The following is a 25730-nucleotide window of genomic DNA, read 5'->3' on the forward strand; positions in this document are numbered from 1 at the left end:
GCCGCCGACCAGCCCGTCAGATCGTGTGCGGGTCGATCACCCGGACCACGAACCGCCGCTCCCGCAGGGTCTGCACGGTCGGATGCTCCGGGCCGATCACCTCCGCCAGCCGGTCCGCCACGTCGCCGACGTCCTCGCCCGCCGCCTCGCCACCGACCCGCCTCGACACCAGGGCGAGATCACCGAGGCAGCGCAGCGTGTCCGGGTGCTCCGCGCCGATCACCGCGGCCAGACGACCGGCGGTCTCCCGCAGGCGGTCGCGGGCCATCTCCCACTCCCCCTCCTCGGCGAGGCACACCGCGTGGTTCACCTCCGCCGCGAGGGTGTGCGGGTGGTCGGGGCCGAGCACCTTGCGCAGTTCACCCGACGCGAGGGCCGCCGACGCGAGCGCGTCCGACCTGCGCCCGACCGAACGCTCGGCGGCGGAGATGTTGCTCAACGTCGCCAACGTGTGCGGGTGCTCCGCACCAAGGTGCAGCTGCTCGTCGTACGACTGCCGGACCGCTGTCATCTCGGTCAGCGCCCGGGCACCGTCGCCGACGGCCAGCAGGTTCGCCGCCCGGCTCGAACGGCACGCCACGGTGTCCGGGTTGTCCGGGCCGAACCGTTCGTCGAGTTCCCGGTAGGCCGTCTCGAACATCGGCGCGGCCTCCGCTCCCCGGCCCGCGCTGCGCAGTGACACCGCCAGGTTGACCTGCGCGGCGAGACTCTGGCCGTCGTCCGGCCCGAGCACCTCGCAGTACGTCTCGTAGACGGTACGCAGCAGGGTCGCCGACCTCTCGTACTCGCCGGCCTCCCGCAGGTCGCTGCCCAACCGCACGGCGGAGACGAGGGTGTACGGGTGGGTGGGGCCGAGCACCAGCCGCCGCCGCTGGTGCACCTCGTCGTCCCACCGGCGGGCGGCCCGGTAGTCGCCGACCAGGCGGTACGAGACGGCCAGGTTGTTGGCGGCGCTCAACGTCCGCGGATGGTCCTCGCCGAACACCTGGAGCCAGGAGGCGTAGGTGGACCGGTCCCGTTCCAGCGCCTCGGCGTAGCGGCCGAGCGCGCGCAGGTCACCGCCGAGGCTGCCGGCGGTCATCAGACTGTGCGGGTGCATAGCGCCCAGCAACCGGCGTTGCTCGGCCAGCACCGCCTCGTCCAGGTCTCGGGCCTCCTCGAACCGGCCCAGGCTGCGCAGGATGTTCGCCCGGTTGAACCTCAGGTGCAGCAACTGCCGGCCCAACGCCGACGCCTCGGCCTCGTCCGGCGTGTCGGCGAGCCGCGCCGCCCAGGTGCCGTCGACCTCCTGGCTGAACACGTCGGCCTGGTCCAGACCGCCGCGCTGCCACAGATAACGAACCCGGTCGATCAGCAGCTGGCACACCGACTCGTCCGGGCAGGTCAGCGCCTCGGACACCTCCAGATGCGGCCAGAGCATGCGCAGCCGGGCCCAGGTGGTCGGGTCGTCCACGTCACCGCGCGGCCGGGACGCGGCAAGCACCAGGTGCACCTGGTGGCGGGCAGCGTCGATCTCATCCTCGGTCATCCGGTCGCGGACCACCGCCTGCAACAACCGGTGCACCTGGACCCGGCCACCCTGGACGTCGAGTTTGAGCAGCGCCAGCCGGTTGATCTGCTGGACCAGGGCACCGCGCACGAGCCGCTCCGACACCGACGGGTCGAACGGCACAAGGGCCGCCGCCATCTCGTCGCTGTAGATGAGTTCCAGCGAGATTTCGGGGGCCAGCACCGAGCAGAGCTGCAACAGCCGGTACGCGGCGGGCGCCTGGTCGAGCAGCCGGTTCAGCGACAGGTCCCAGGTGGCCTCGACGGAGAGGGCGCTCGGGCCGTGCCGCTCGATCTGCCGCAGGTAGTCGCCGACCGACGTGCCCGTGTCGGCGAGCCAGGCGCCCGCCGCGGCCACCGCGATCGGCAGGTCGCCGAGCGCCTCGGCCACCCGGTCGGCCTCCTCGGCGCTGATCGTGGGCACCCGCTGGGCGAGGTGCGCGACGCTCTCGGTGCGGTCGAAGACGTCCACCTGGATCGGGTTCGCCCGGTCACCCCAGGCGCGGTTGCGGGAGGTCAGCAGGACGTGCCCGGGGCCCTGCGGCAGGAAGGGCTCGATCTGGTCGAGTTCCTCGGCGTTGTCGAGCACGACCAGCCACCGCTCGTACGGCTCGCCCCGGCCGAGGACCTGCAGCACGGACCGGACCGTGTCCGGCAGGGTGGGCCCGGCGAGGATCCCGAGGCGACTGGCGAGGTCGGCGAGGGCGGTGTCGACGAACTGCGGCGGGTCCGCCACGATCCACCACACCACGTCGTACGCGGCCTTGAACCGGTGCACGTACTCCAACGCCACCTGTGTCTTGCCGACGCCGCCCATGCCCTGCAGGGCGACCGGCAGCACCACAGCGCTCCCCCCGCTCTGCAGTTGCGAGCGCAGTCGGGCCAGGTCGTCCTCCCGGCCGGTGAACCGGGCGTTCCGGTTGGGCGCGTTGAAGATCAGCGGCTCGGCCCCGGGGAACCGGGTGCTGCCGCCCGCCGGCCCGTCCGCCGACGACGGCACCGGTCTGCCGACCAGCCGCAACACCCGCTCCACAGCGGTCGCCGCACTCACGTTGACCAGGTTGGTGGAACTCTGCGATGGGAACTCCGTCAGCGGACGCAGGTCGGCGACGTACACAGCGAGAGCCGTGGAGCCGGTGCTCGTGTCGCGATCGGGCAGACCACCGGACGGCGTCGCCACGTAGGCCGGTGAGACCACCGTCAGCGTGCGCGGCGCCGGCGTACCGGCGGACCCGACGGCGGTCGTCGGGTCCACCACCCGCAGCCCGGCCGAGCTGAGCACCCGTTCCAGCCACTCGGCCCAGATGGCGTCCTCCGGCGCGCAACGGAGCACGATCTGGTCGTCGATCGCCTCGGTGCGCCGGCGGAAACGGGCCTTGCCCCGCTCCCGTACCGACTCGTCCATCACCGGCAGCGCGGTCACCGCGCCGTCGGTGAGGATCCCCGTCAACGTCTCGAACGCGGCCAGCAGTGACGTCGGCGAGCCGGGCGGGTCGCCGAACGTGGCAAGCGTCTCCTCGTACGCGTAGAACGGCCGGTACGGGACCTCGACCGCCGCCCAGTACCGCCGCCGTTCGGCCTCGGTCATGCCGGCGGGCAACCCGGCGAACCGGCGCATGGCCAGCAGACGTCCCGCCTCGGCCCGCTCCTTCTCGGCCTGGTCGACCCGCATCGGGACCGGCAGGACCCGGATGTCACGCCGCCGATACCGGTCCCGTACCGAGTGCGCCACCCTCGCCGCGCCGTCGATGCCCTGGTCACTGAGGGTGAAGCAGTCGACCAGGGTGTCCGGCAGGTGCAGGGTGCAGATGTCGGCGACGTCGCTCAACCCCGTCCGACTGTCGATCAGGGTGAAGTCGTACTGACGTTTCATGTCCGCGCGCAACGCCTCGAAGAACTGCGCGCCGCCCAGCCGGTTGTAGAAGTTGTCCCAGTCCAACCCGCTCACCGAGACCGCGTAGTCGCTGTTCTGCCGGCCCGCGGAGAGGAAGTCGAGGCCACCGCCGTTCGGGAAGTTCCAGCGCAGCGAGAACGCGTGTCGACCGACCCGGGCGAACTGCTCCATCCAGCGGTCCGGTCGGTCGTCGACCCGGGTGGTCTCCCACTCGTAGTCGCGGATCATGTCGATCACACCGCTGGTGCCCTGGATCGCCTCGGCGTCGAGGAACGGGTGGAAGAAGCGGTGCAGGCCGGGCGATTCCAGGTCCCAGTCGGCCACCAGCACCCGCCGGCCGCTGGCCGCCAGGATCCAGGCCACGTTGGCCAGCGCCATCGTCCGGCCCGTCCCACCCTTGAACGAGTAGAAGGTGACGACCTGGCCTTCGCGATCGTTGTTCATCGGTTATCTCCGTGGGGACGCAATGGGGCCGGTTCATCAGGCGGGGACGCGGGGTCGGTGGGAGCGGCCGGGCCGGTGGCGGACAGGCCGTCACGCAGGCTGGGCACCGGCTCCGGCGGTGGTTCGAACGGGACCACCGGGCCGTACTTGAGGAACTGACGGCGGGCCTCGGTGACCAGCGCCGGCATCAGGTCGACGAACTCCGGCACTGTGCACGCGCGCTTGACCTGGGGCAGACCGGCGTCGTGCAGCAGTTGGGTGACCTCGGTCGCCCACCGGCTGGCGTCCTGGGTGTCGTCGTCGTCAGTGACCACCAACGGAACGACCCACTCGCGCAGACCGTGCAGCATGCGGGCGAGGACCTCCGCCCCGTCCGGCGCCGCCGCGATCCACGGGTCGACCAGCAGCACGGCGGGCCGGCGGCCGAGCAGCCCGGCGGCCTGCGCGAAGTCGGCCGTACGGGCGGACAGCCCGAGCCGCTCGGCGGTGCTGGCCGCGTACTCGGCGGCGGGCAGCTCCTGGCGACGCCCGTACGGCCGCCAGAGCCGGCCGCTGGCCGCGTAGCCGGCGGGGTCGCGGTCGGACGGCAGATGATCCCGGGTCGGGGCCAGGACGGCGACGACGAAGTCCGGGTCGGTCGTCCCCTGGCGGACGACCTCGTCGAGACCCGGGGCGCGGGACGGGCCCAGCGGCCGCCGCTCGGCGGTGTGCACGATCCGGCTGGCCAGCCGACTCAGCAGAAGCTCGTACTGCTCCCGGTACGGGGCCAGCATGCAGAACGCGCGCAGGCCGTCCTCGGCGTACTCCGGGACGTCACGACCCAGGTCCAGGGCGCCGTCCAGCTCCGGATGCGCCTCCCACGGGGGGAACGGGATCCACAGCACCGGAACGAGGTGGCCGGTGCTGACCCGGGTCGACCCGGCGGCGGCCAGCCGGGCCCGGAAGGACTCCTGCTCCCCCAACGCCCACGGGCGGCTGAAGTAACCGGGCGAGTAGAGCGGGACGAAGACCTCGGCGTCGCCGAGCGCCTCGGCGAGAGCTGCCTTCCAGTCGGCACCCAGCGGGATCTGCTGGTCGAAGAAACCAATGCGCATCCCCGCCACCGGTCGCGCCTGCCGACGCACCTCGGCGGTCAGGTCGGCGAAGAACTTGCCGACCCAGACGTCGGCGTCGGCGCGGGCACCCGGCGGTGGCGCCGAGTGCGCGTAGCTCAGGAAGAAGTACGTCCCTCGCGACGCCTGTCGACGCCGGTCCGCCGGCGGGCTCATCCCGGCTCCTCGGCGAACCTGTTGCACAGCTCGTCCACGCTCGTCGGCACCCAGGGCTCCACCAGGTACGACCGGTGGATGGCCACGATCCGCTGTGCGAGCCGCCAGACCACCGCCCGGTACGCGTTCTCCCACTGCATGGTCAGCAAGCCGTAGACCCCATCCCGCTGGTAGTGCACCGCGATGTCGGGATCCGGCATGGCGGTCGGGGTGAATCGTTGGATGTCGCGCAGCACCCGGGGCAGTGCCGTGCCGTTCGTCGGTGACCAGGTGACCGGCACGATCGCCGTCTCGTGCGGCGAGGCGGAGCTGTGTCGGGGGACGATCCGTCGGCGGGAGAACGCGTCCCACTCGCGACCACACCACTCACTGCCGAGCAGCGCGCTGGACACCAGCGGGACGAAGACCTGGCAGGTGCCGGCGGCCTGGAGCAGCTCGGGGCTCCAGCGTTCGCCACCGGCGATGGAGGTGTCCAGGAAGCCGGCGTCCACACCGGTCACCGGGCCGACCAGCTCACTGACGTGGACGGAGACGTCCTCGAAGAAGCGGGAGACGTACTCGGCGGGTTTGCCGGTGGCCCGGCCGATGGGCGCCCGCGAGTAGCTGATGAAGAAGAGTGGGGCGCGCGTCCTGGAGGGTGCGTCCACTGTGCTCACCGCAGCCCCTCCGCCCTCCCCACGCGGCCGGACCATCAGCGTAGTCCCCGCGTCAACGCCGCACCGCCAAGCGGTTCGCGGCGAACCAGCCGACGGCGAAGTCCACAGCGGCTCGTGCCGGCAGTAGGCGAGCCTCGGCCCGGCCGACCCGACCGCGCTGGACGAAGGGCGTGTCGTCGAGTGCGGCGCCGACCTGGGGGAAGTCGGTGTCGTCCAGGTCGAGCGCGTGGAAGTCGAGACGGACCCGACGCCCGTCGACGAGCCGGAAGCAGTGGTAGTCGCGTTCGGGCGGCGGCACCGGCAGCCGGTATTCGGCCAGGTGCAGGGCGCTGCACGCCTCGTAGCCCGCGCCGAGCAGCAGGATCTGCCCGTCGGCCGCGTACAGGTTGCCCACCGGTGAGCGTTCTCCCAGGTGGCAGGTGAGGTCGTGGCCGTCGGTGAGCTGACGGGCCCGAGGGCCGAGCGCGGCGAACGAGGTCTGCGGGTGGTCGCTGCGCACCGCGCCCGGCGCGCAGCGGACGTACTCGGCGAGCGCGCCCATCCGCTGCGAGGGGGTGGTTCGGCGGTCCCAGCCCGGCAGCGCCGCCTCGTAGCGGTCACGCTGTGCCCCGTCCATGCCGGCGACGGCCGCCAGGTGGGCCCGGGAGGTCGTCGAGTTGCCGTCGGTCTGGGTGGGCACCAGCAGCGTGCCGGCGGGGCCGAGGACGTCCCGCAGGGCCCCGGCGAGCGTCGCCGGGCCGTGCTCCAGCGGGCCCACCCGGCGCAGGCCGCAGTGCACCACCAGGCACACACCCGGTCGGACCCCCAGCGCCCGCAGGTCGTCGGCCAGGCGGGGCCGCCCCAGAATGGGCCAGTGCCGCTCATCGGGACCCGACACGGGTCTCCTCCAGCGCGTGGCGCATCCGCTCGACGAACCGCTCGCCAGCGGCGGTGAGCGATCGGCTGGCCAGCAGGGCGTCGACGCCGGCCCGGGTCCACGCGAGGTAGCGGGCGGCGTGCTCCGACGCGTCCCCGCCCTCGGTCGCCGTCCGGGACCGCCACACCTGGGTGACGGCCAGGTGGGCGTACACCCCCTGGAGGACGCCCTCGGGGGGCCGCGGATCGGGACGCCAGGGCACCCGGATCGTTGCGCCCTGACCCGGCGCGACCAGGTCGTACCGGTCGAGCACCGCGCCGAGCTTCGCGTGCTGCCACTCGTGCACGAGCAACACCGCCATCGTCTCCGCGTCGGTGTGGGGGGTGACGGCGACCGCGCCGAACGCGTGCCGGGCGGTCGCGCTCCGCAGGGGCCGCGCCGGATCGGGCATCAGCGGCACGACGGCCCGCAGGCCGCCGTCGAGCACCGCCCCGTGTGCCGGCACGTCGCGGTGCACGACCTTCCAGGCCTCGGCGAGGGTACGCCCCAACGCCCGCACCGCCGCGGCCGTGAGGCCGGGCGCGACCGACTGGTCGTAGCAGTCCCGGTACGGGTCGTCGTCCTCGACGAGCAGCCGCCCACCGGGCACCAGCACGTCGCGTGTCGGTCGCCAACCGGTCGACGACTCGCCCGAGTCGAGGTCGACCGTCCGGTCCGCCGAACCACCCCGGACCCGGAAACCCCCGGGCTGGACAGTCACCTCGGCGCTCTCCCCCAGACCGGGCAGCACCAGACTGCCGAGCGTGGGCACCGTGATCACGTCAGGCCGTACCGGAACGTCCACTGTGACGGGTACGCCCGCCCGGACGGCAGCGGCGACCGCGATGGCCGGCAGCGGGTCGACGGCCTCGCGGACATCGGATCGGGTCGACGGGTCGAGACGACGCACCAGCCGCGGACGGATGAACGGGTGTTCCAGGACCGCTCGGACCACCGCCGGGGCCGTCACCTCGAGGTCGGCGAGCACCTCCCAGGCGGCCGTGGGGCCGAACATCTCCCGGCAGGCGGTCACCAACATCCGGGTGATGGCCACCTGGTCGTCGGCGAGCCGCCTGACGGTCTGCGGCGACCCGTGCCCGGTCGCCAGGTCGTCCAGCATCTCGTCGACCGGTGAGGGACCGGACCACTCGTGGGCGGGCGTCGTGTACGCGTCCACGCCCTCAATCAGGCCGAGCAGGTCGGCGCAGTAGACCGAGGGGTTGTCGAAGCCGGAGCCGGTGCGCCAACGGTGGGCGTACAGACCGCCACCGCACCGGTCGACCACCGGACAGGCTCGGCACGTCGCACAGAGCCCCTGCACGCCCTCCTGGCGGACGGCGACGCCGGGATGCCGAGCGGCCACGTCCACCGAATGGGCGAACACGTCGAACCCGGTGTCGGCCGCGCCGTGGTACGCCGTCTTCAACGAGTCGACCTGCTCCCAACTGCCGTCCGCCTCGACCACCAGCACATCGGCCGGCGCGAGGCCGAACGCCTCGGTGCCCCCGCCGCCCGGCCGCAGCGCCTCGAACAGCCGGAAGGACCCGGGGCGCCCGTCGTCCACCCACCTGCTGTGGATCCGGAGAAGCCAGTCCGCGTATGGGGTGACGCCCGGGCCGGGCCGCTGCGGCGGATCGTCCCAGGTGGCGTGTGGCAGCAACAGGTCGACCCGGGGCGGGCTCTCGGCCACCAACGCCTCGTACACCCGGTCGGGGTCGTTGCGGACGTCGACGGTGCACAGGATGCCGGCGTAGCTGCCGCGGAACTCCGGCTGCCGGAGCAGGGCCAGGGCCCGCCGAACGTGGTCGTGGCTGCTGCCGCCGTGGGCGAAGACCCGGTGCCTGTCGTTCGCCGTGCGATCACCGTCGAACGACACGCCGACCCGTACGCCGTACTCGACGAACAGCCGGCACAGGTCCTCGTCGAGCAGTACGCCGTTGGTCTGCATGCGCAGGTCGAGTCGCGTCCACGGGCTGATCGCCGTGCGCAGCTCGGCCAGCACCTCCCGCAGCCCGGCGGCACCGAGCAGCAGGGGTTCACCTCCGTGCAGCACCACGTGCACGGTCGGCAACCCGTGCTCGCGGGCGTGGTCGGCGATGCGCCCCGCGGCTGAACGGGCCGTGGCCGCAGACATCCGCACCGGTCGGTCCCGCCAGGTCTGGTCGGCGTGCTGGTAGACGTAGCAGTGGTCGCAGCTGAGGTCGCACCGGCTGTGCACCTTCAGCACGAACTGGCTGATCCGCCGGCAGGATCCATCCGCTCCGGGTGCACCGCACCGGCAGGTCATCTGTCAGATGGACGAGTTGAAGGCGGCGACGGCAACACTGCCGGATGCCGCGGACTGGCCCGCGACGACGCGCCTGCGGACCGCCTCGACCAGATCGGCGTGCTCGACGGCGATCCGCTCCAGCGGAGTGTGCAGGCTGCGGGTGAGGTCATCCAGGTCGGGACGGGGTGATCGGGTGGGGGCGTGGTCCACAATGAGTCTCCGGGGGCCCGGGGCGCTGGAAGCGCGAGCGACGACAATGGCTCGAAAGGCTCTGGTCCGTGACCAGGATAGACAAATATCGACCAAGTGTCACCGTCGGTACAGTCGTCGGCACCACGGGTGGCAGACCGCCGGGCCCGACGGAGGAGGAGCGCACATGTGCCGGAGCATCAAGACGCTGCGCGAGCCGTTCACCCCGCAGGTGACGGACGCGGACGTCGAGGCGGCGGCGTTGCAGTACGTCCGGAAGATCTCTGGCTTCCGGGCGCCCGCCGCGCACAACGCCGCCGCGTTCGACGCCGCGGTGGCCGCCGTGGCCGAGGCGACGCGCACCCTGCTCGACCAGCTGGTGGTGCGGGGTGCCGGCTCGGGCACCCCGGACCGGCCGGCCGCCGCGTCCCACTGACCGCCGGATCGCCCGGCCCGACCTCTCTACGAGGTCAGGCCGCGGCGAGCGCCGGGGCGATCGTGTCGGGCGCCCAGCGCGAGCGGTGACACTGCGACCATCCCCGGCAACCCGGGTCGCCCAACGTGCAGAGCCGCTTCCGGGTGAGCACCTCACCGTCGTCGGTATCCCGCACGTCGAAGTGCACCGGGCGCACCGTGCCGTCCGGGGCCACCAGCAGGTGCCGACCCGCGTCGAGAGTGTCGTCGCGCAACAGACAGTTGCGGCCCAGCAGTCGAGCGAGCGCCGCGATGCTGGCGTGCTCGGGGAGCCGCTCGGGCACCCCGTAGATGTCCACCACCGTCGCGAACTCGCCCGGCGCCTCCCAGACGTCGCACACCACCGCGTACGCCGGCAGCCGGGCCGGATCGGCCACCGCCAACGGCATCACCACCCGACCAATGGCCTCGGCCAGCGCCGGGTAGACCTGGACGGGTTGAGCCCCGTCGATTCTCCAGTTCCACAGCTCGGTCATTTCGCCTCCTCGCTGCGTTCGTCCCCACCGGCCTCCGGATCGGGCCTTACTGACGATGGTGGAGGGCATTTGACCCCAGCCGGGCGCAAGTTACCGGTCTGTGACCATTCCGGGCAAAATTTCCCTGAGCGGCATTCCTCGGAGTAGCGGGAAGGTGACAGTTTATCGGGTACGGTGCGCCAGCCGCACCACCGCCACCGCGTGTCCTCACGTTCCTCGCGGGCTCCGGCCAGGTGTTACGGCTCGGTCAGCGCAGGACGACCAGGTGCTCGCCACGCGGCAGCAACTCGCCCACCACCGGAGCGCCGGGCACCTCACCGGCTACCAGCAGGCCGCCGGAGGTCTGCGCGTCGGCCAGCAGCAACCGCTCGTCCGCCCCGACAGAGCCGAAATCCGTCCAGGGCGTCACCCACGCCAGGTTGCGCTGGCTGCCGCCGCTGACGTAGCCGTCGCGCAACGCCTCCCGGGCGCCCTCCAGGTACGGCACCCGCGCCGTGTCGATGGCCACCGTGAGCTGACTGGCCCGCGCCAACTTCGAGGCGTGCCCGAGCAGACCGAACCCGGTCACGTCGGTGCCGCACCGGATGCCGGCGGCTACCGCCGCGCGGGCCGCGTCCCGGTTGAGCGCGCTCATCGACGCGACCGCCTGCGGGAAGCTCTCACCGGTGTTCTTGTGCCGGGTGTTCAACACACCCACCCCGAGCGGCTTCGTCAGCGACAACGGCAGGCCGGCCCGCCCGGCGTCCAGGGTGATCATCTCTTCGGGCCGGACCGTCCCGGTGACCGCCAGCCCGTACTTCGGGCCGTCGTCGTCCACGCTGTGCCCGCCCGCCAGGTGGCAGCCGGCCTCCCGCGCCACGTCCTGCCCACCGCGCAGAACCTCGCCCGCCAACTCCATCGGCAGCACGTCGCGCGGCCAGCAGAGCAGGTTGAGCGCCACCAACGGGGTGCCGCCCATCGCGTACACGTCGGAGAGCGCGTTGGCCGCGGCGATCCGACCCCAGTCGTACGCGTCGTCGACCACCGGAGTGAAGAAGTCGGCGGTGCTGACCAGGCCGGTCCGCTCGTCGAGGCGTACCACCGCCGCGTCGTCGCCGTGGTCCAGCCCGACCAGCAACTCGGCGGTGCCGGTCGCCGGACCGAGGCCGGCCACCATGATCTCCAGCTCGCCTGGAGGGATCTTGCAGGCGCAGCCGCCGCCGCGGGCGTAACGAGTCAGCCGTACCGGTTCGGTCATTCCCTCATGATCTCGACAACGCGCCACGATCGCTACCGCTGACGCCCAGACGGTGACCGAAATCGGACCCGCGACGACGATCGTGACCGGTGTTACCGCTCCGTGACCCGCTGAGTTGCGTTCCGCCACATCAGGCCGCCTACAGTGGCCGCACCGGGGGTCAACCGACCCCGATCCGGGAGACGACAGGGGACGGTGGACGACGTGACGACGGGCGAACCGCTCATCGTGCTGGACGCGGTCAACAAGTGGTTCGGGCCGCTGCACGTGCTGGACGACGTCTCGCTGTCGGTGGGTCGGGGCGAGGTGGTCGTGGTGATCGGCCCGTCCGGCTCCGGCAAGTCGACGCTGTGCCGCACCATCAACCGACTGGAGCCGATCAACTCCGGCACCATCACCTTCGACGGCCAGCCGCTGCCGGCCGAGGGCAAGCCCCTCGCGAAGCTGCGCAGCGAGGTGGGGATGGTCTTCCAGTCCTTCAACCTCTTCGCGCACAAGACCATCCTGGAGAACGTCACCCTCGGCCCGATCAAGGTCCGCAAGGAGAAGCCGGCCGCCGCCCGCGAGCGCGGCCTGGCCCTGCTCGACCGGGTCGGCATCGCCAATCAGGCGGACAAGTTCCCGGCCCAACTCTCCGGCGGGCAGCAGCAACGGGTGGCCATCGCCCGGGCGCTGGCCATGCAGCCCAAGGCGATGCTCTTCGACGAGCCCACCAGCGCCCTGGACCCGGAGATGGTCGGCGAGGTGCTGGACGTGATGACCTCACTGGCCAGCGACGGCATGACGATGGTCGTGGTCACGCACGAGATGGGCTTCGCGCGGCACGCCGCCAACCGGGTCATCTTCATGGCCGACGGGCAACTGGTCGAGGACGCCCCGCCCACGGAGTTCTTCGCGAACCCGCGCAGCGAGCGGGCCCGAGACTTCCTCTCCAAGATCCTCACGCACTAGGCGTCCGTAGTGGAGCGCGCCGCACTCGGTGGGCTCCGTCGAAGAAGGAGAAGAGTATGCGTATCACGCGCGTTGCGGCAGTCGCCGCGGTCGCCGCTCTGGCGCTCGGCCTCACCGCCTGCGGTGGCGACGACGGCGGGGAGGGCACCGGCGCTGGCAGCAAGTCCTTCGCGGCCGGCAGCACCATGGAGAAGCTGAACAAGGCCCAGAAGATCAAGGTCGGCACCAAGTTCGACCAGCCCGGCTTCGGCCTGAAGGGCCTCACCGGCAAGCCGGAGGGCTTCGACGTCGAGATCGCCAAGATCATCGTCAAGGAGCTGGGCATCCCGGAGGACAAGATCGAGTGGGTCGAGGCCCCCTCGAAGGTCCGCGAGGACGTCATCGTCAACGGCACCGTCGACCTCGTCGCGGCGACCTACACGATCAACGACAAGCGCAAGGAGCGGATCGCCTTCGCGGGCCCGTACTACGAGGCCGGCCAGAACATCCTGGTCAAGAAGGACGACACCAGCATCACCGGCCCGGACTCGTTCAAGGACGGCACCAAGAAGGTCTGCTCGGTCACCGGCTCCACCCCGGCCGAGAAGATCAAGGAGTACGTCAAGGACGTCGGCACCCAGGTGGTGCTCTTCGACACCTACGACAAGTGCCGGGACGCCCTCAAGGGCGGCCAGGTCAACGCCGTCACCACTGACAACGTCATCCTGCTCGGCTACATCGCCAAGGACGAGGCCTCCTTCAAGCTGGCCGGCAGCAACTTCACCAAGGAGCCGTACGGCATCGGCGTGAAGAAGGAGGACGCGGACTTCCGCAGCTTCATCAACGACACGCTGGACAAGGCGGTCGCCGACGGCAGCTGGAAGAAGGCCTGGGACGACACCGCCGGCAAGTTCGGCGCGGAACTGGGCTCGGCGCCCACCATCAACCGCTACTGATCTGATCCTTCGATCTGGAGGGTGGGGAGGAACACCGACCCGTGAACGTGCTCATCGACAAGTTCGACGTCTTTGCGGGTGGTTTCTGGCTCACCCTCCAGATCTGCGTCCTCGCCGCGATCGGCGCCCTCATCCTGGGCGCCATCGTGGCGGTGCTCCGCATCTCACCGGTGCCACCACTGCGCGCGCTCGGCACCACGTACGTGAACCTCTTCCGCAACATGCCGCTGACCGTGGTGATGTTCTTCGCCGCGTTCGGCCTGCCGGCCCTCGGTTCCAACGCGGACTTCCTCCGCATCCCGGTGCTCGACTCGCTGTTCACCCGGCTCGGCACCGACCTGCCATACTTCCGGTTCGCGCTGATCGCCCTCGTGCTCTACACGGCCGCGTTCGTCTGTGAGGCGCTGCGGTCCGGCGTCAACGCGGTGCCCGCCGGCCAGGCGGAGGCGGCGCGCTCACTGGGCCTGACCTTCGGCCAGAACCTGCGCCACGTGGTGCTGCCCCAGTCCTGGCAGGCGTCGGTGGTGCCACTCGGGTCGGTGATCATCGCGATGATCAAGAATTCGGCGCTGGCCGGCTTCTTCGGAGTCGTCGGCGACCTGTCCGCCACGGCCGATCAGCTCACCGGCGCCGAGGGGTACGCCTTCATCCCGGTCGCCATCGGCATCTCGATCGGCTACCTGATCATGACCGTGCCGCTCGGCGCACTGCTGGACCGGATCGAGAAGCGACAGGCGGTGGCCCGATGAGTCAGCAGACCAGCGTCCTCTACGACGTTCCCGGGCCGCGGCAGCGGCGGATCACGCTGATCAGCAGCATCGTCGCCGGGGTGGTCCTGCTCGTCGGGGCGTACCTCCTGATCTACCGGCCGCTGGACGAGAAGGGCCAGCTGTCGATGGAGTTGTGGGGTCCGCTCGTCGACCCCTCCAACGAGAACTTCTCCCTGGTGTGGGAACGGATCGGCCTCGGCTTCAAGAACACCCTGATCGCGGCGGCGATGGCCATCGTGGCGTCGCTCGTGGTCGGCACGCTCCTGGCGGTGCTGCGGATCCAGCTCAAGAGCCTGACCGGTCGCACGTTCACCGGCCTCGCCACGCCGCTGGCGTACCTGCTGCGCGGGCTGAGCACGCTGCTGTCCGCCCTCACCCGGGTCTGCGTCGAAGTGTTCCGCGGCCTGCCGGTGGTGATCACCATCTTCTTCGTGGCCCGCGGCTTCCCCGAGTTCGGCCTCTACTTCGACAATCTCTGGTATCTGGTCATCGGCCTCACCATCTACAACTCGGTGGTGATCGGCGAGATCCTCCGCTCCGGCATGGAAGGGCTGCCGGGCGGTCAGCGGGAGGCCGCCTCCGCCATCGGGCTCTCCCCGATCCAGACCACCTGGATGATCCTGCTGCCGCAGTCCTTCCGGATCATGCTGCCGGCACTGATCAGCCAGCTGGTCGTGGTGCTCAAGGACACGTCGCTCGGATTCATCATCAGCTACGAGGAGACCCTGAACATCGGCAAGCAGATCATCGGCGTGCTGGGCAACCCGATCCAGGTCTACGTCGTGATCGCCGTGCTCTTCATCGTGGTGAACTACTCGCTGTCGAAGCTCGCCCAGTACGTCCAGCACCGGCTCGCCAAGGGCCGCAAGACCGCTGGCACGCCGGCACAGAACCCACCGCCCGCGGCGCTGATGTCCCAGGCCGAAAGCTCCGGTACGGGCATCTGAACCAGCTCGTACGAGAAGGGCCAGCCCGCGCTACGGGCTGGCCCTTCTCGTTTCGCTCGGCTCGTGACCGCCGACGTCGGTCGACCGGGGGCCGCAGTGGCCTCAGCGGGCGATCTCGGTGACCCGGGACTCGCGGACCACTGTGACCCGGATCTGACCCGGGTAGGTCAGCTCCTCCTCGATCTGCTTGGCCACGTCGCGGGCCAGCACAGCCGCCCCGATGTCGTCCACGTCGTCCGGCTTGACCATCACCCGGATCTCCCGGCCGGCCTGCATGGCGAAGACCTTGTCCACGCCGAGCTTGCCGGCCGCGATCTCCTCGATCCGCTCCAGGCGCTTGACGTACGCCTCCAGGCTCTCCCGACGCGCGCCCGGCCGACCGCCGGAGCAGGCGTCGGACGCCTGGGTGAGGACGGCCTCGATGGTCTGCGGGGGCACCTCGTTGTGGTGCGCCTCGATGGCGTGCACCACGTCCTCGTGCTCGCCGTACTTGCGGGCCAGGTCCGCGCCGATGATGGCGTGACTGCCCTCCACCTCGTGGGTGAGCGCCTTGCCGATGTCGTGCAGGAACGCCGACCGCTTGATGATGGGCACGTCCAACCGCAGCTCGGCGGCCATGATGCCGGCGATGTGCGCGGTCTCGACCAGGTGCTTGAGCACGTTCTGCCCGTACGAGGTGCGGTAGCGCAGGCGGCCGAGCAGGGTCACCAGCTCCGGGTGGATCTCGGTGATGCCGACCTCGACCAGGGCGTCCTCGGCGGCGCGGAGACAGAGCTCCTCCACCTCCTGCCGGGCCAGGTCGTAGACCTCCTCGATCCGGTGCGGGTGGATCCGCCCGTCCAGCACCAGCTTCTCCAACGTCAGCCGGCCCACCTCCCGGCGGACCGGGTCGAAGCAGGAGAGCAACACCGCCTCGGGGGTGTCGTCGATGATCAGGTTGACGCCGGTCACCGATTCGAAGGCGCGGATGTTGCGCCCCTCCCGGCCGATGATCCGCCCCTTCATCTCGTCACCGGGGAGGTGCAGGACGCTGACCACGCTCTCCGCGGTCTGCTCGCTGGCGACCCGCTGGATCGCGTCCACCACGATGTGTCGGGCCCGCTGCTCGGCGGTGTTGCGCGCGTCGGACTCGATGTCCCGGACGAGCAGTGCCGCCTCCCGCTTGGCGGACGTCTCGATCGCCTCGACCAGCTCCAGTCGGGCCGACTCGGCGGTGAGCCCGGCGACCCGCTCCAACTCCCGTCGCCGGAGTTCCTCCGACTCGGCCAGCTCGACTTCCCGCTGGGCGAGCGCTGACTCCCGGGCGGCGAGGTCGGCCTTCGCGGCGGTGAGCTGGCGCTCCCGCTCGGCGAACCGCTCCACCTCCTCGGTGTGCATCCGCTCCCGCTCGTCCATCCGGGCAGCGCGGCGTTCCACCTCGGCGGCCTGCTCCCGGGTGGTGGCGGCCAGCACCGCGACCTCCCGCTCGCCGCTGCGCCGCGCTGCCGTCCGCAGCTGCTCGGCGTCCGCCTCGGCCTGCTTGTGGGCGCGCTCCAGAACGGTGTCCGCCTCGGCGCGGGCGTCGTCGAGCACCCGACGCGCCTCGGCGCGGGCCGCCTTCGCCTCCGCCTTCGCCGCCGCCGCCTCGGTACGGGCTGCCGCGGCGGCGGACTTCGCCACGTCGATCGTGCTGTTCGCCTCGTCGGCCGCCGTTCGCAGGGCAGCGAGCGACTGCTCCTGACGATCCTTCTCGGCGATGAAGGCGGGATCCTCCGGAGCCGGCCCGGCACCCATCCGGCGCATCGTCCGGATGCCCACCAGCACGGCCCCGATCACGACCACCGCGAGGACGAGGACGGCCGCGAGGAGCACGACATCGAAGGCGTTCATGCCGGCGCCCCGTCGGGTCTACCGGTGAACCTGTGCCGCCGCCCCGCCATGGCCGCCTCCCCTAACGTCGAGACCGCAGCGACCGTGCCGGGGCACACTCCTGCGGCTGTGGACGCCCGACCGGAGCGGCTGGCCGTGGGTAGCTCTCTCCGCCGGCGGTGCCCGCGGGCAACGTCGGCGACCGGGTGCAGTTGTCGCGGCGTCCCGGACCGGCCAGTCCGGAGCTGCCGCCAAAGGCCGCGGAGTCGGCCAAAGTGATGCTGTCTTGTTACGCGATCTATGTTGTGCGCTTAGCCTGCAATGGTCGGGCAATGTGAGCCTGTATGGCGAGGCTAGGTCTCCGGGGGTGCTCTGGTCAAGGACTCATGATCAAACCCCCCGAACGGAGAGAAGTTGAATCGTCACCCAAAGCTGATGTCGTTGCGGACACAGGGTGACAAAAACGGCGACCTGGCAGGCTCGATTGACATGTCGTACCTGTTCAGGGACGACGACCCGGTGAGCAGAGCCGACTTTGTGACAACCATGACGTCGGCACCGAGCCGCCGCCCGCCGTCACCGTCGAGCCCGACAGCCCCGCGGGCCGGTCACTCCACCGCGCGGGTGTCGCGGTCCAGATCACCCTCGGCGTCGGCCAGCGCGTCGGCGTCGATCTGCTCGGCGAACTCGGCCGCCTCGGCGCTCTGCGCGGCCAGCGCATCCTTCACCGCCCGGATCGCGACCCCCGGCGGGTAGCCCTTGCGGGCCAGCATGCCCACCAGCCGGCGGAAGACCGCATCGGGCTCGCCTCGGGCCGTGCGCAGCTTGCGCTCCACGAGACCGCGGGCGGTGTCCGCCTCGGTCTCCTCGTCCAACTCACCCAACGCCTCGGTGGCCACATCACCGTCGACGCCCTTACGGCGCAACTCGTTGGCGAGGGCACGGCGAGCCAGCCCGCGACCGGTGTGCCGACTGGACACCCACGCCCGGGCGAACGCGGCGTCGTCGATGATGCCGACCTCGTCGTACCGGTCGAGCACCTCGGCCGACACCTGCTCGGAGATGCCCCGCTTGGCCAACGCCCCGGCCAGCTCGGCCCGGGTGCGTGGCCGGACGGCGAGCTGGCGCAGGCAGATCTCGCGCGCCACCTCGGACTCGTCGCGCGGTGGGGGCGCCGGTTCGTCCGCCGACGACTCGGCCCGACGTCCCCGACGGGGACGCGGTGGGTCAGCGGCGTCGCCCGCACGCGGCGGACTGGCATCCCAGCCCCGCCCCGTGCGGGCGCGTCGTCCTGCCATGGGTCAGCGACCGGTCAGAAGTCGACCGGCGGCAGCTCCGGGCCACCGGCGGCGTCACCCGCGCCGACACCGACGCCGAGCTTCTCCAGGATCTTCTTCTCGATCTCGGCGGCCACGTCCGGGTTTTCCTTCAGGAACTCCCGGGCCTTCTCCTTGCCCTGACCGAGCTGGTCGCCGTCGTACGTGTACCACGCTCCGGACTTGCGGATGATCGCCTGCTCCACGCCGACGTCGATCAGCGAGCCCTCACGCGAGATGCCCTTGCCGTACATGATGTCGAACTCGGCCTGCTTGAACGGCGCGGCGACCTTGTTCTTCACGACCTTGACCCGGGTGCGGTTGCCGACCACGTCGGTGCCGTCCTTGAGGCTCTCGATGCGTCGCACGTCGAGCCGGACCGAGGCGTAGAACTTCAGCGCCCGACCACCGGTGGTGGTCTCCGGGCTGCCGAACATGACACCGATCTTTTCCCGCAGCTGGTTGATGAAGATCGCCGTGGTGCCGGTGTTGCTGAGCACACCCGTGATCTTCCGGAGGGCCTGGCTCATCAGCCGGGCCTGGAGACCCACGTGGCTGTCGCCCATCTCGCCCTCGATCTCGGCGCGCGGCACCAGGGCCGCCACCGAGTCGATCACGATGATGTCGAGCGCGCCGGAGCGGATCAGCATGTCCGCGATCTCCAGCGCCTGCTCGCCGGTGTCCGGCTGGGAGACCAGCATCGCGTCGGTGTCGACACCGAGGGCCTTCGCGTACTCCGGGTCGAGCGCGTGCTCGGCGTCGATGAAGGCGGCGATGCCGCCGTTGCGCTGGGCGTTGGCCACCGCGTGCAGGGCCACCGTGGTCTTACCGCTGGACTCGGGGCCGTAGACCTCGATCACCCGACCCCGCGGCAGACCACCCACACCGAGCGCCACGTCGAGCGCGATGGAGCCGGTCGGGATCACGGCGGTCTGGACGACGGGCCGCTCCCCCAGCCGCATCACCGAGCCCTTGCCGAATTGCTTGTCGATCTGAGCGAGAGCAAGGTCGAGTGCCTTCTCCCGGTCAGGCCCTGCTGCCATGGTTGCCACCCCTGCCTTCGCCGGCGTCTTTGCTGAGCTTCGCGTCACGCGGACACGCTAGGCGCTAGGTCCGACAGAAAACCAGCCGACGGGCCGCGAGCTGTGGACGAGCACCCCGCTGTGGACAATAGCCGAACAGGTGTACGACTCGACAAGCGACACGCGGAAGTGACGAAAAGGCTGCTCAGCGTAGTCGGGCGGGCACTCGGTCGGGGTACGCGGCACAGACCGCCCGCCACACCACGTTCGTCCGCTCCCCCGCCGCCAACGCCTGCTCGATGGTGCGTCCGTCGAGCTGGGACAGCACCTGGTCGCGGGCGATGCTCGCCGCGTAGCCGGGCCCGAACGCCTCCTCCAGGCGCGCCCAGAAGTCGGTCAGCCGCACGTGATCAGCCCTCCTCGTCCGGTGCCCCGGTCGGCACCGGGCGCAACGCTAGCGCCACCAGGGGCGCCGCCGCGACCGCCGCGAGCAGGGTGAGCACGGGATAACCGGCGAACTGCATGACAAACCCGCTGACCACGGCGGCGGCAGCCCCGGCCAACCCCATGACCAGGTCGCAGAACCCCTGGACGCTCGGCCGCACCCCGGCCGGCACCGACTCGGACAGCAGCGTCGAGCCGGCCACCATGGTCCCCGACCAGCCCAGCCCGAGCAGGACGAGGCCCACCGAGAGCCGGGGGGTGTGGTGTCCGGCGGTGCCGGCGACCGCGCAGGCGGCCAGTAGGAACCCGACCCCACCGAGGATCACGGCCCGTCGGCCGAGCCGGTCGGTGAGCCACCCCACCACCGGGGAGAACGCGTACATGCCGGCGATGTGCAGGCTCAGCACGATGCCGACCAGACGCAGCACGTCGGCGTCGGCGTGCGACTCGCCGAGCCGGACCGGGGTCATCGCCATCACCGCCACCATGACCAGGTGACCGACCGCCACGGCGGCGACGCCGAGCCGGGCGGCGGGCCGTTCGCGTACCACCGACCAGGCCGCCCGCATCCCCGCGCCGCGCGGCGCACGCACCGCGACCGGCGCGGCGGCCGGCGCCTTCACCACCGCGGTCGTCGGTGCGGCGTCGGTCGGCGGCACGACGGTCGTGTCGGCCGCCGCGAGCCGCCGCGCGGTGAGCAGCGGGTCGGGCCGGAGCAACCCGAGGAGTACGACGGCAGCCAGCACGAACGCTGCCGAGCTGAACGCGAACGGGCCGGCGAGTGCGGGCAATCCCCAGCCGGTGGTGACCCGGTCGGCCAGGGCGGCGAAGTTCGGCGCGGCCACCGCACCGATGGTGGTCGCCCAGACGATCAGGGAGAGCTGCCGCCCCCGTCGGGCCGGCTCGGCGAGGTCCACGGCCGTGTAGCGGGCCTGGAGGTTCGCGGCGGTGCCCCCACCGAAGAGCAACATGCCGAGGAAGAGCAGCGGGATCCAGTGGGTCATCGCGGACAGCACCACGAGCACGCCGCCGACGGCACCGATCGCGTACGCCACCACCAGCCCTGGTCGGCGCCCGTGCCGCGCCATGATCCGGGTGACCGGGACGGCGAGCAACGCCGCGCCGACCACCCCGGCGCTCTGTGCCACACCGGCCACCGCGGTGCCGGCGATCCGCGCGGCGAGCAGCGCGCCCACCGCGATGCCGATGGTGACGCCGACACCGCCGACGATCTGGGTGGTGAAGAGCAGCCGCAGGGTACGGCGTTGGATCGACGCGATGTCGGGGCGAGCGGCGGTGCCCGGCGCGGTCAGGTCGGTGGCCATCGACGCTCCTTACGAAGAGGGTGGCCCCATCCTCGCGCACCGAACCCGCCGCCCGCCGCCCCGCACCGCGCGCCACCGCGTCCCGCCCCGTCGCGCCGGGTCTTGAACCGGGCGCTGACCGGGACGGATACGCCCGGTCGGCCTGGTCGGTCAGCCGGCCATCACGCGCTGGTGCAGCGACGACACCGCCGAGCGGGCCGCCACGAACGCACCGTGCTGCCAGGCCACCTCGTGGCTCAGCCAGTCCCCGGCGAAGTAGACCCGCCCGGCCGGCTGGAGCAACAGGTTGTAGCCGGCCGTGCCGTAGCGAGGTGAGGTCCAGGCGCCCTCGATGTAGGGCGTCCGGTCCCAGGCGTGGGAGTACGAGGTGACCAGCTCGCTGCGGTACTTGTCACCGTGGATCTTCACACCCTGGGCGACCGCACGCTCCCTGCGCTGCTCGGGGGTGAGCCCGCTGTACGTCCTGGCGTTCGCACCGGTGTTGTAGTAGCCGACGACCAGGCCGCGCTTGCCGTGGAAGCCGTGCGACGGGTACCAGATGTGCGACAGGTCCAGGTCGGTCTCGGTGATGCCGCCGTAGATCCGCTGGTCGGTCTCCCACCAGCGGCTGCGGTACTCCAGACCGATCTTGCCGGCGGCGGTGACCGGGAAGTCGGCCAGGGCGGCGGTCACCGCCGTGCCGAGATTGTGCGGTACACGGGCCATCAGGTGCGGTGGCAGCGTGGCCACGCAGTAGTCGGCGGTGAGCTGTGCCTGCCGGGAACCCTGCCGATAGGTCACCTCGACGGCGCCGCCCCGGTCGGTCACCCCGGTCACCTCGGCGTCGAGCCGGATCCGGTGCGCGCCCACCGCCTTCGCCAGGGCCCGGGGGATCTGGTCCATGCCGCCGACCGGCTGGAACATCAGCATGGCCTGGTCGTAGCCGAACTCGAAGGAGAAGTACCGGCCGACGTTGCTGGCGAAGACGTCGGAGAGCGCCGGGGGCGCACCGAGAGGGCTGCCCACGTCGTTGCCAGCGCCCGGATAGGCGGCGAAGCCCCGACGGCTGGTCCCGGTGTACGCCCATCCGTTGGTGCGTCCGCCGATCGCGCCGAAGCTCTGCAGGAACGCCAGGAGCCGGGTCCGGTCCTCGGCGGTGAGCTGGGCGTCCAACGCGCCCTGGTCGGTGGCCTTCGCCAGCAGTTCCGAGACGTAGCCGTACACGTCGGCCTTGGCCGTGCGGTACCGGACCGGCTCGGTCATGCCGGCGGACTCGTTGTAGATCCAGGCGTCGGCGTTCTGGTTGGTGAAGACCTCGACGGGCACTCCGAGTTCCCGGCAGTAGTCCATGGTCACCATCCACTGCGCGATCCGGCCCGGCCCGGCGTTGAAGTAGACCCCGTCGGAGAAGCCCGCACGCTGCGTCCGTCCATCGAGGTCGGTTTCGACGTCGCCGCCGCGGATGGTCAGGTTCCGCCCGCCGACGCGGTGCCGCGCCTCGAGGATCGTGCAGCGGTAACCCGCCTTGCCCAACTCGTAGGCGGCGGTGAGACCGGCGATGCCGCCCCCGAGGATGACCACGCTGGCACCCGGCCGCCCGGTCAGCGTGAAGTCGGACCGCTCGGGCGGCCGGAAGGCCGGGGTGACCGCCGCTTCCGCGCTGGGTGCGAGGCCCATCGCGCCCATCGTGGCGAGCATCGCACCGGCACCACCGCTGACTCCCACCGCCCGCAGGAACCCACGCCGGCTCACCGTCGACTGTGTCTGACCGCTCATCGCGCCTCCCCTACAAGATCGACTCGCATGAGTCTGCAGAGAGGCTGTTTCGTGAATCGCGCGGTGCCGTTTCCGGTAGGTATCGGCTCGTCCGCCGCCGGGCACGCCGGCGGCGGGAACGGGGTCGCTTCCGGCGTGGACCGCGCCTATGGTGCCGCAATGGGCGATGCCGAGACGCGGGTGGTCGAGCGCTTCAACGACGCCTGGCATCGGGGCGACCTGACCACGGTGGCCGCGTGCCTGGCCGAGGACGTGATCTACCGTCCGAGCGCCTGGGACGGGCCGGCCCGCACCCTCCGAGGGCGGGACGCGGTGTGCCGCGCCTTCGCCGACCAGCTCGGCGGTGGCCCGACCCTCGGGGCGGTGCGATCGGCCGGCGACCGGGTCCTGTGCGAGTGGAGCTGGCCGCAGGCGGACGACGGCACCGTGCTGCGCGGGCTGGATCTCTACCTGGTCCGAGACGGCCTGATCGCCGCGATGGACGTGTTCAGCAAGATCACAACGGACGGCTGAGCCCTCGCAGCCTCGGCAGGCGCACCGGCGCGACGCCCATCGGCGTCGACGTGCGCCGACCCTTGCCGCCAGTCACGCCAGCCCCGCGACCCGGGGCGCACCGTCAATCGTGGACAGTTTCCGTTCGGGCCTGACGGAAACTGTCCACGATCTGGTTGGCTGCGACCGCCGGGCTACTCGGGCAGGGCGCGGGTGACGACGGTGAGGTCGGCGACCAGGCCCTCGTACGCCTTGTCCTGGTCGTCGGCGCGCAGCACCGCGGACGGGTGGATGGTGGCCAGCAGGCGAGCCTGCGGCGCGTCTGCGCGCTTGCCGGCGTTGTCCACCGGCACGCGTTGGAAGTCCTCCGGGTGCTTGGCCGAGGCGGGCCAGGGCAGCAGCTCGCCCCGCTGCCGGGTGACCCGGAAGGACGGCCCGAGCAGCGCCTTGGCGGCGGTCGCGCCGAGCACCACCACGATCTCCGGGCGCAACCGGGCGAACTCGGCGACCAACCAGGGTCGGCAGGCGGTGATGTGCACCTGGTCGGGGGTCTGGTGGATCCGCCGCTTGCCGCGCAGCTCGAAACGGAAGTGCTTCACGGCGTTCGTCAGGTAGAGGTGACGCGGGTCCAGCCCGGCGTCGTCGACGGCGCGACGCAGCAGCCGACCGGCGGGGCCGACGAAGGGCAGCCCCTTCTGGTCCTCCATGTCGCCCGGCTGTTCGCCGACCAGCACCACCCGGGCGCTCTCGTCGCCTCGGCCGAAGACCGTCTGCGAGGCGTCCCGGTACAGCTCGCAGCCCCGACAGCCGCTGGCGGCGGTGCGCAGGGCGTCGATGGTGTCGGCGTCGGGCGGGATGAACCGCTGGGCGCCCGGGGCGTTCCCGGTCTGCTCGGCCATGCCGACTGTTATATACCCGTTCGATGCCTGGTGCCGGGTACGCCCGCCGGTCGCACCGCGTCAGTAACCGTTTCCGCCGCCGTCACCACCGGAAGCGATAGCGATCAACACGATGACGATGATGATGATCACCAGCGCCACCACGATCCAGATTCCCTTGCGTGCTCCGGGAGAAGCCATGGTTCCCACCTCCGGCGGCCCGCATACCCGTCCCGTTCACCGCGAATCCTCGCAAGCTCGTACTTTCTGCTCGAACCGTCGATCCCGCCGACACCGGGCGCACGGCGGCGGAGCGCGGCCGGTCAGGTGGGGAACCCCGGGGGTGGGGTGGGGTTGGCGGCGTGGGCCAGGGCGGCGGCCAGGGGAGCCAGGTCGTCGGCGTGCAGCGAGCTGACAGTGACGCGCACGGCGGGCGCGGCGGCGATCCGGTAGAGAGCGCCGGGGGCCACCGCCCAGCCGGCGTCGCGCAACGCGGTGACCGCGCTCGTCTCGTCCGGGACCGGCAACCAGACGTTGATGCCGCTGCGGCCGTGCGCCCGCAGACCGTGCTCGGCCAGCGCGGTCAGCAGCCCGTCGCGTCGCTGCTCGTAGCTCTGCGCCGCCCGCCGCACCAACTCGTCGACCGCCGGGTCGCTCCAGAGGGCGAGGACCAGCCGTTGCAGCACCGTGGAGACCCAGCCGGCGCCGACCCGGGTCCGACCGGCCACCCGGGCCACCGTCGTCTCGTCGCCGACCAGCACCGCGAGCCGAAGGTCCGGGCCGAAGGGTTTGCTCACCGACCGCAGGAAGGCCCAGCTCGCCGTCGCCCCGGCCAGCGAATGCAGGGGTACGCGCGCCAGCTCGGCGGCGTGGTCGTCCTCGATGAGCAGCAGGTCCCGCCGGCCGGCGAGCAGCGCGCGCAGCGCCTCGGCGCGCTGCGCGGAGACGGCCGAGCCGGTCGGGTTCTGGGCTCGGCTGGTGACCACCAGCGCCCGCGCTCCGGCCGCGAGCGCGGCGGCCACCCCGGCCACCATCGGCCCCTCGTCGTCCACCGGTACGCCGATCGGGCGCAGCCCCAGCGCGGCCACCAGGTCGAGCAGGTTGGCCCAGCCCGGGTCCTCCACAGCGACCGCGTCGCCGGGGCGCAGGTGGGCGCCGAGCAGCCGCTCGATGCCGTCCAGCGCGCCGCCGGTGATGGTCAGCTCCCCGGCCGGCACGCCGTCGGCGTCCAGTCGGGCCCGGGCCGCCTCGGCCAACTCGGGCAGCACCCCGGCGTCGGAGTAGCTGACCGACGGGCCGGTGTCGGCGGCGAGCGCCGCCAGGTGCGGGCCGAGTGGCGGGAGCAGCCGACGGTCGGGTTCGCCCCGGGACAGATCCCGGGCCCCGGGCAGTGGTGGCGGGCGTAGCGCGGAGCGGCGGGCGGCCACCGGGGGGCGAGGGCGGACCCGGGTGCCGTGTCGTCCGGCGGTGACGAGCAGGCCACGTTGGCGCAGCTCCTGGTAGGCGCGGGCGACGGTGGCGGGGCTGACACCCAGGTCGGCGGCGAGCGCCCGCACCGGTGGCAGCGCGGCCCCCGGAGACAGCGCGCCGGTACGGATGCCCGACTCGATGCCGGCCGAAATCTCGACGGCCGTCGTACCACTGAGCTGATAGCGTGCTGACACAAATAAGAGATTGTACTAGAACAAAGGGGCGCG

Annotated in this window: 22 protein-coding genes; 6 read left to right on the top strand and 16 right to left on the bottom strand. The window is 71.6% G+C overall.

Annotated features, from left to right (window positions below):
• Positions 1-16: 16 nt before the first annotated feature.
• The 6 genes from fxsT to O3438_RS14770 form a co-directional block, all read right to left on the bottom strand.
• On the bottom strand, positions 17-3886 hold the full coding sequence (gene fxsT, locus O3438_RS14745) for an FxSxx-COOH system tetratricopeptide repeat protein (protein ID WP_269680513.1): 3870 nt from the start codon (positions 3884-3886) through the stop codon (positions 17-19).
• A complete protein-coding gene (locus O3438_RS14750; RefSeq protein WP_269680514.1) occupies positions 3883-5154 on the bottom strand; it encodes a TIR-like protein FxsC in 1272 nt (423 codons plus the stop codon). The genes fxsT and O3438_RS14750 overlap by 4 nt, the downstream gene beginning before the upstream one ends.
• The gene (locus tag O3438_RS14755; RefSeq protein ID WP_269680515.1) at positions 5151-5810 is read right to left on the bottom strand and encodes a TIR-like protein FxsC; all 660 of its coding nucleotides are present in this window, start codon (positions 5808-5810) and stop codon (positions 5151-5153) included. Before O3438_RS14755 ends, O3438_RS14750 begins: the two co-directional genes overlap by 4 nt.
• 52 nt (positions 5811-5862) lie before the next feature.
• Positions 5863-6687 (bottom strand): aminoglycoside N(3)-acetyltransferase, encoded by an 825-nt coding sequence (locus O3438_RS14760; protein WP_269680516.1) that lies wholly within the window; start codon positions 6685-6687, stop codon positions 5863-5865.
• Positions 6671-8932: an FxsB family cyclophane-forming radical SAM/SPASM peptide maturase gene (locus O3438_RS14765; RefSeq protein WP_269680517.1), complete on the bottom strand. Its 2262-nt coding sequence runs from the start codon at positions 8930-8932 to the stop codon at positions 6671-6673. The genes O3438_RS14760 and O3438_RS14765 overlap by 17 nt, the downstream gene beginning before the upstream one ends.
• A 63-nt stretch (positions 8933-8995) precedes the next feature.
• Positions 8996-9184 (bottom strand): hypothetical protein, encoded by a 189-nt coding sequence (locus tag O3438_RS14770; protein ID WP_088990905.1) that lies wholly within the window; start codon positions 9182-9184, stop codon positions 8996-8998.
• 166 nt (positions 9185-9350) lie between these two features.
• On the opposite strand from O3438_RS14770, the gene O3438_RS14775 reads away from it, so the two are divergent.
• A complete protein-coding gene (locus O3438_RS14775) occupies positions 9351-9599 on the top strand; it encodes a DUF2277 family protein (protein ID WP_269680518.1) in 249 nt (82 codons plus the stop codon).
• A 34-nt stretch (positions 9600-9633) separates the two neighbouring features.
• On the opposite strand, the gene O3438_RS14780 is transcribed toward O3438_RS14775, so the two are convergent.
• The gene (locus O3438_RS14780) at positions 9634-10113 is read right to left on the bottom strand and encodes a hypothetical protein (RefSeq protein WP_088990907.1); all 480 of its coding nucleotides are present in this window, start codon (positions 10111-10113) and stop codon (positions 9634-9636) included.
• Positions 10114-10360: 247 nt separating this feature from the next.
• The gene (gene selD / locus O3438_RS14785) at positions 10361-11350 is read right to left on the bottom strand and encodes a selenide, water dikinase SelD (RefSeq protein WP_269680519.1); all 990 of its coding nucleotides are present in this window, start codon (positions 11348-11350) and stop codon (positions 10361-10363) included.
• Between the two features lie 195 nt (positions 11351-11545).
• Here selD and O3438_RS14790 point away from each other — a divergent pair, with 195 nt between their 5' ends.
• The 4 genes from O3438_RS14790 to O3438_RS14805 are packed head-to-tail and all read left to right on the top strand — an operon-like array spanning position 11546 to position 14953.
• Positions 11546-12301, top strand: a complete 756-nt coding sequence (locus tag O3438_RS14790) for an amino acid ABC transporter ATP-binding protein (protein ID WP_269680520.1) — start codon at positions 11546-11548, stop codon at positions 12299-12301.
• Positions 12302-12357: 56 nt separating this feature from the next.
• The gene (locus tag O3438_RS14795; protein WP_269680521.1) at positions 12358-13236 is read left to right on the top strand and encodes a glutamate ABC transporter substrate-binding protein; all 879 of its coding nucleotides are present in this window, start codon (positions 12358-12360) and stop codon (positions 13234-13236) included.
• A gap of 41 nt (positions 13237-13277) precedes the next feature.
• A complete protein-coding gene (locus O3438_RS14800; protein ID WP_269680522.1) occupies positions 13278-13985 on the top strand; it encodes an amino acid ABC transporter permease in 708 nt (235 codons plus the stop codon).
• Positions 13982-14953: an amino acid ABC transporter permease gene (locus O3438_RS14805; RefSeq protein WP_269680523.1), complete on the top strand. Its 972-nt coding sequence runs from the start codon at positions 13982-13984 to the stop codon at positions 14951-14953. The genes O3438_RS14800 and O3438_RS14805 overlap by 4 nt, the downstream gene beginning before the upstream one ends.
• 102 nt (positions 14954-15055) lie before the next feature.
• Here the strand turns inward: O3438_RS14805 and rny are convergent, their stop codons facing one another.
• The 6 genes from rny to O3438_RS14835 all read right to left on the bottom strand — a co-directional run bounded on the left by rny (position 15056) and on the right by O3438_RS14835 (position 22663).
• Complete coding sequence (rny, locus tag O3438_RS14810; protein ID WP_269680524.1) at positions 15056-16822, bottom strand: ribonuclease Y; 1767 nt, start codon at positions 16820-16822, stop codon at positions 15056-15058.
• Positions 16823-17409: 587 nt separating this feature from the next.
• The gene (locus tag O3438_RS14815) at positions 17410-18099 is read right to left on the bottom strand and encodes a regulatory protein RecX (RefSeq protein ID WP_145784950.1); all 690 of its coding nucleotides are present in this window, start codon (positions 18097-18099) and stop codon (positions 17410-17412) included.
• Positions 18100-18113: 14 nt separating this feature from the next.
• The gene (recA, locus tag O3438_RS14820) at positions 18114-19160 is read right to left on the bottom strand and encodes a recombinase RecA (RefSeq protein WP_088990914.1); all 1047 of its coding nucleotides are present in this window, start codon (positions 19158-19160) and stop codon (positions 18114-18116) included.
• 184 nt (positions 19161-19344) lie between these two features.
• Positions 19345-19545: a DUF3046 domain-containing protein gene (locus O3438_RS14825; protein WP_088990915.1), complete on the bottom strand. Its 201-nt coding sequence runs from the start codon at positions 19543-19545 to the stop codon at positions 19345-19347.
• 4 nt (positions 19546-19549) lie between these two features.
• Positions 19550-20908: an MFS transporter gene (locus tag O3438_RS14830; RefSeq protein WP_269680525.1), complete on the bottom strand. Its 1359-nt coding sequence runs from the start codon at positions 20906-20908 to the stop codon at positions 19550-19552.
• Between the two features lie 150 nt (positions 20909-21058).
• Entirely contained in the window at positions 21059-22663 is a 1605-nt protein-coding gene (locus O3438_RS14835) for a flavin monoamine oxidase family protein (RefSeq protein ID WP_269680526.1), read from the bottom strand.
• A 159-nt stretch (positions 22664-22822) separates the two neighbouring features.
• Between O3438_RS14835 and O3438_RS14840 the strand changes: the two genes are divergently transcribed.
• Positions 22823-23176: a nuclear transport factor 2 family protein gene (locus O3438_RS14840; protein WP_269680527.1), complete on the top strand. Its 354-nt coding sequence runs from the start codon at positions 22823-22825 to the stop codon at positions 23174-23176.
• 173 nt (positions 23177-23349) lie between these two features.
• On the opposite strand, the gene O3438_RS14845 is transcribed toward O3438_RS14840, so the two are convergent.
• Both O3438_RS14845 and O3438_RS14850 read right to left on the bottom strand, forming a co-directional pair.
• Positions 23350-24054 carry a UdgX family uracil-DNA binding protein gene (locus O3438_RS14845; RefSeq protein ID WP_269680528.1) on the bottom strand — a complete coding sequence of 235 codons (705 nt, stop codon included), beginning with the start codon at positions 24052-24054 and terminating at the stop codon, positions 23350-23352.
• A 302-nt stretch (positions 24055-24356) separates the two neighbouring features.
• Positions 24357-25697, bottom strand: coding sequence for an aminotransferase class I/II-fold pyridoxal phosphate-dependent enzyme (locus O3438_RS14850; RefSeq protein ID WP_269680529.1), 1341 nt, complete (start codon positions 25695-25697; stop codon positions 24357-24359).
• Between the last annotated feature and the right edge of the window lie 33 nt (positions 25698-25730).

Source organism: Micromonospora sp. WMMC250, assembly GCF_027460215.1.
GTDB classification, from domain to species: domain Bacteria; phylum Actinomycetota; class Actinomycetes; order Mycobacteriales; family Micromonosporaceae; genus Micromonospora; species Micromonospora taraxaci.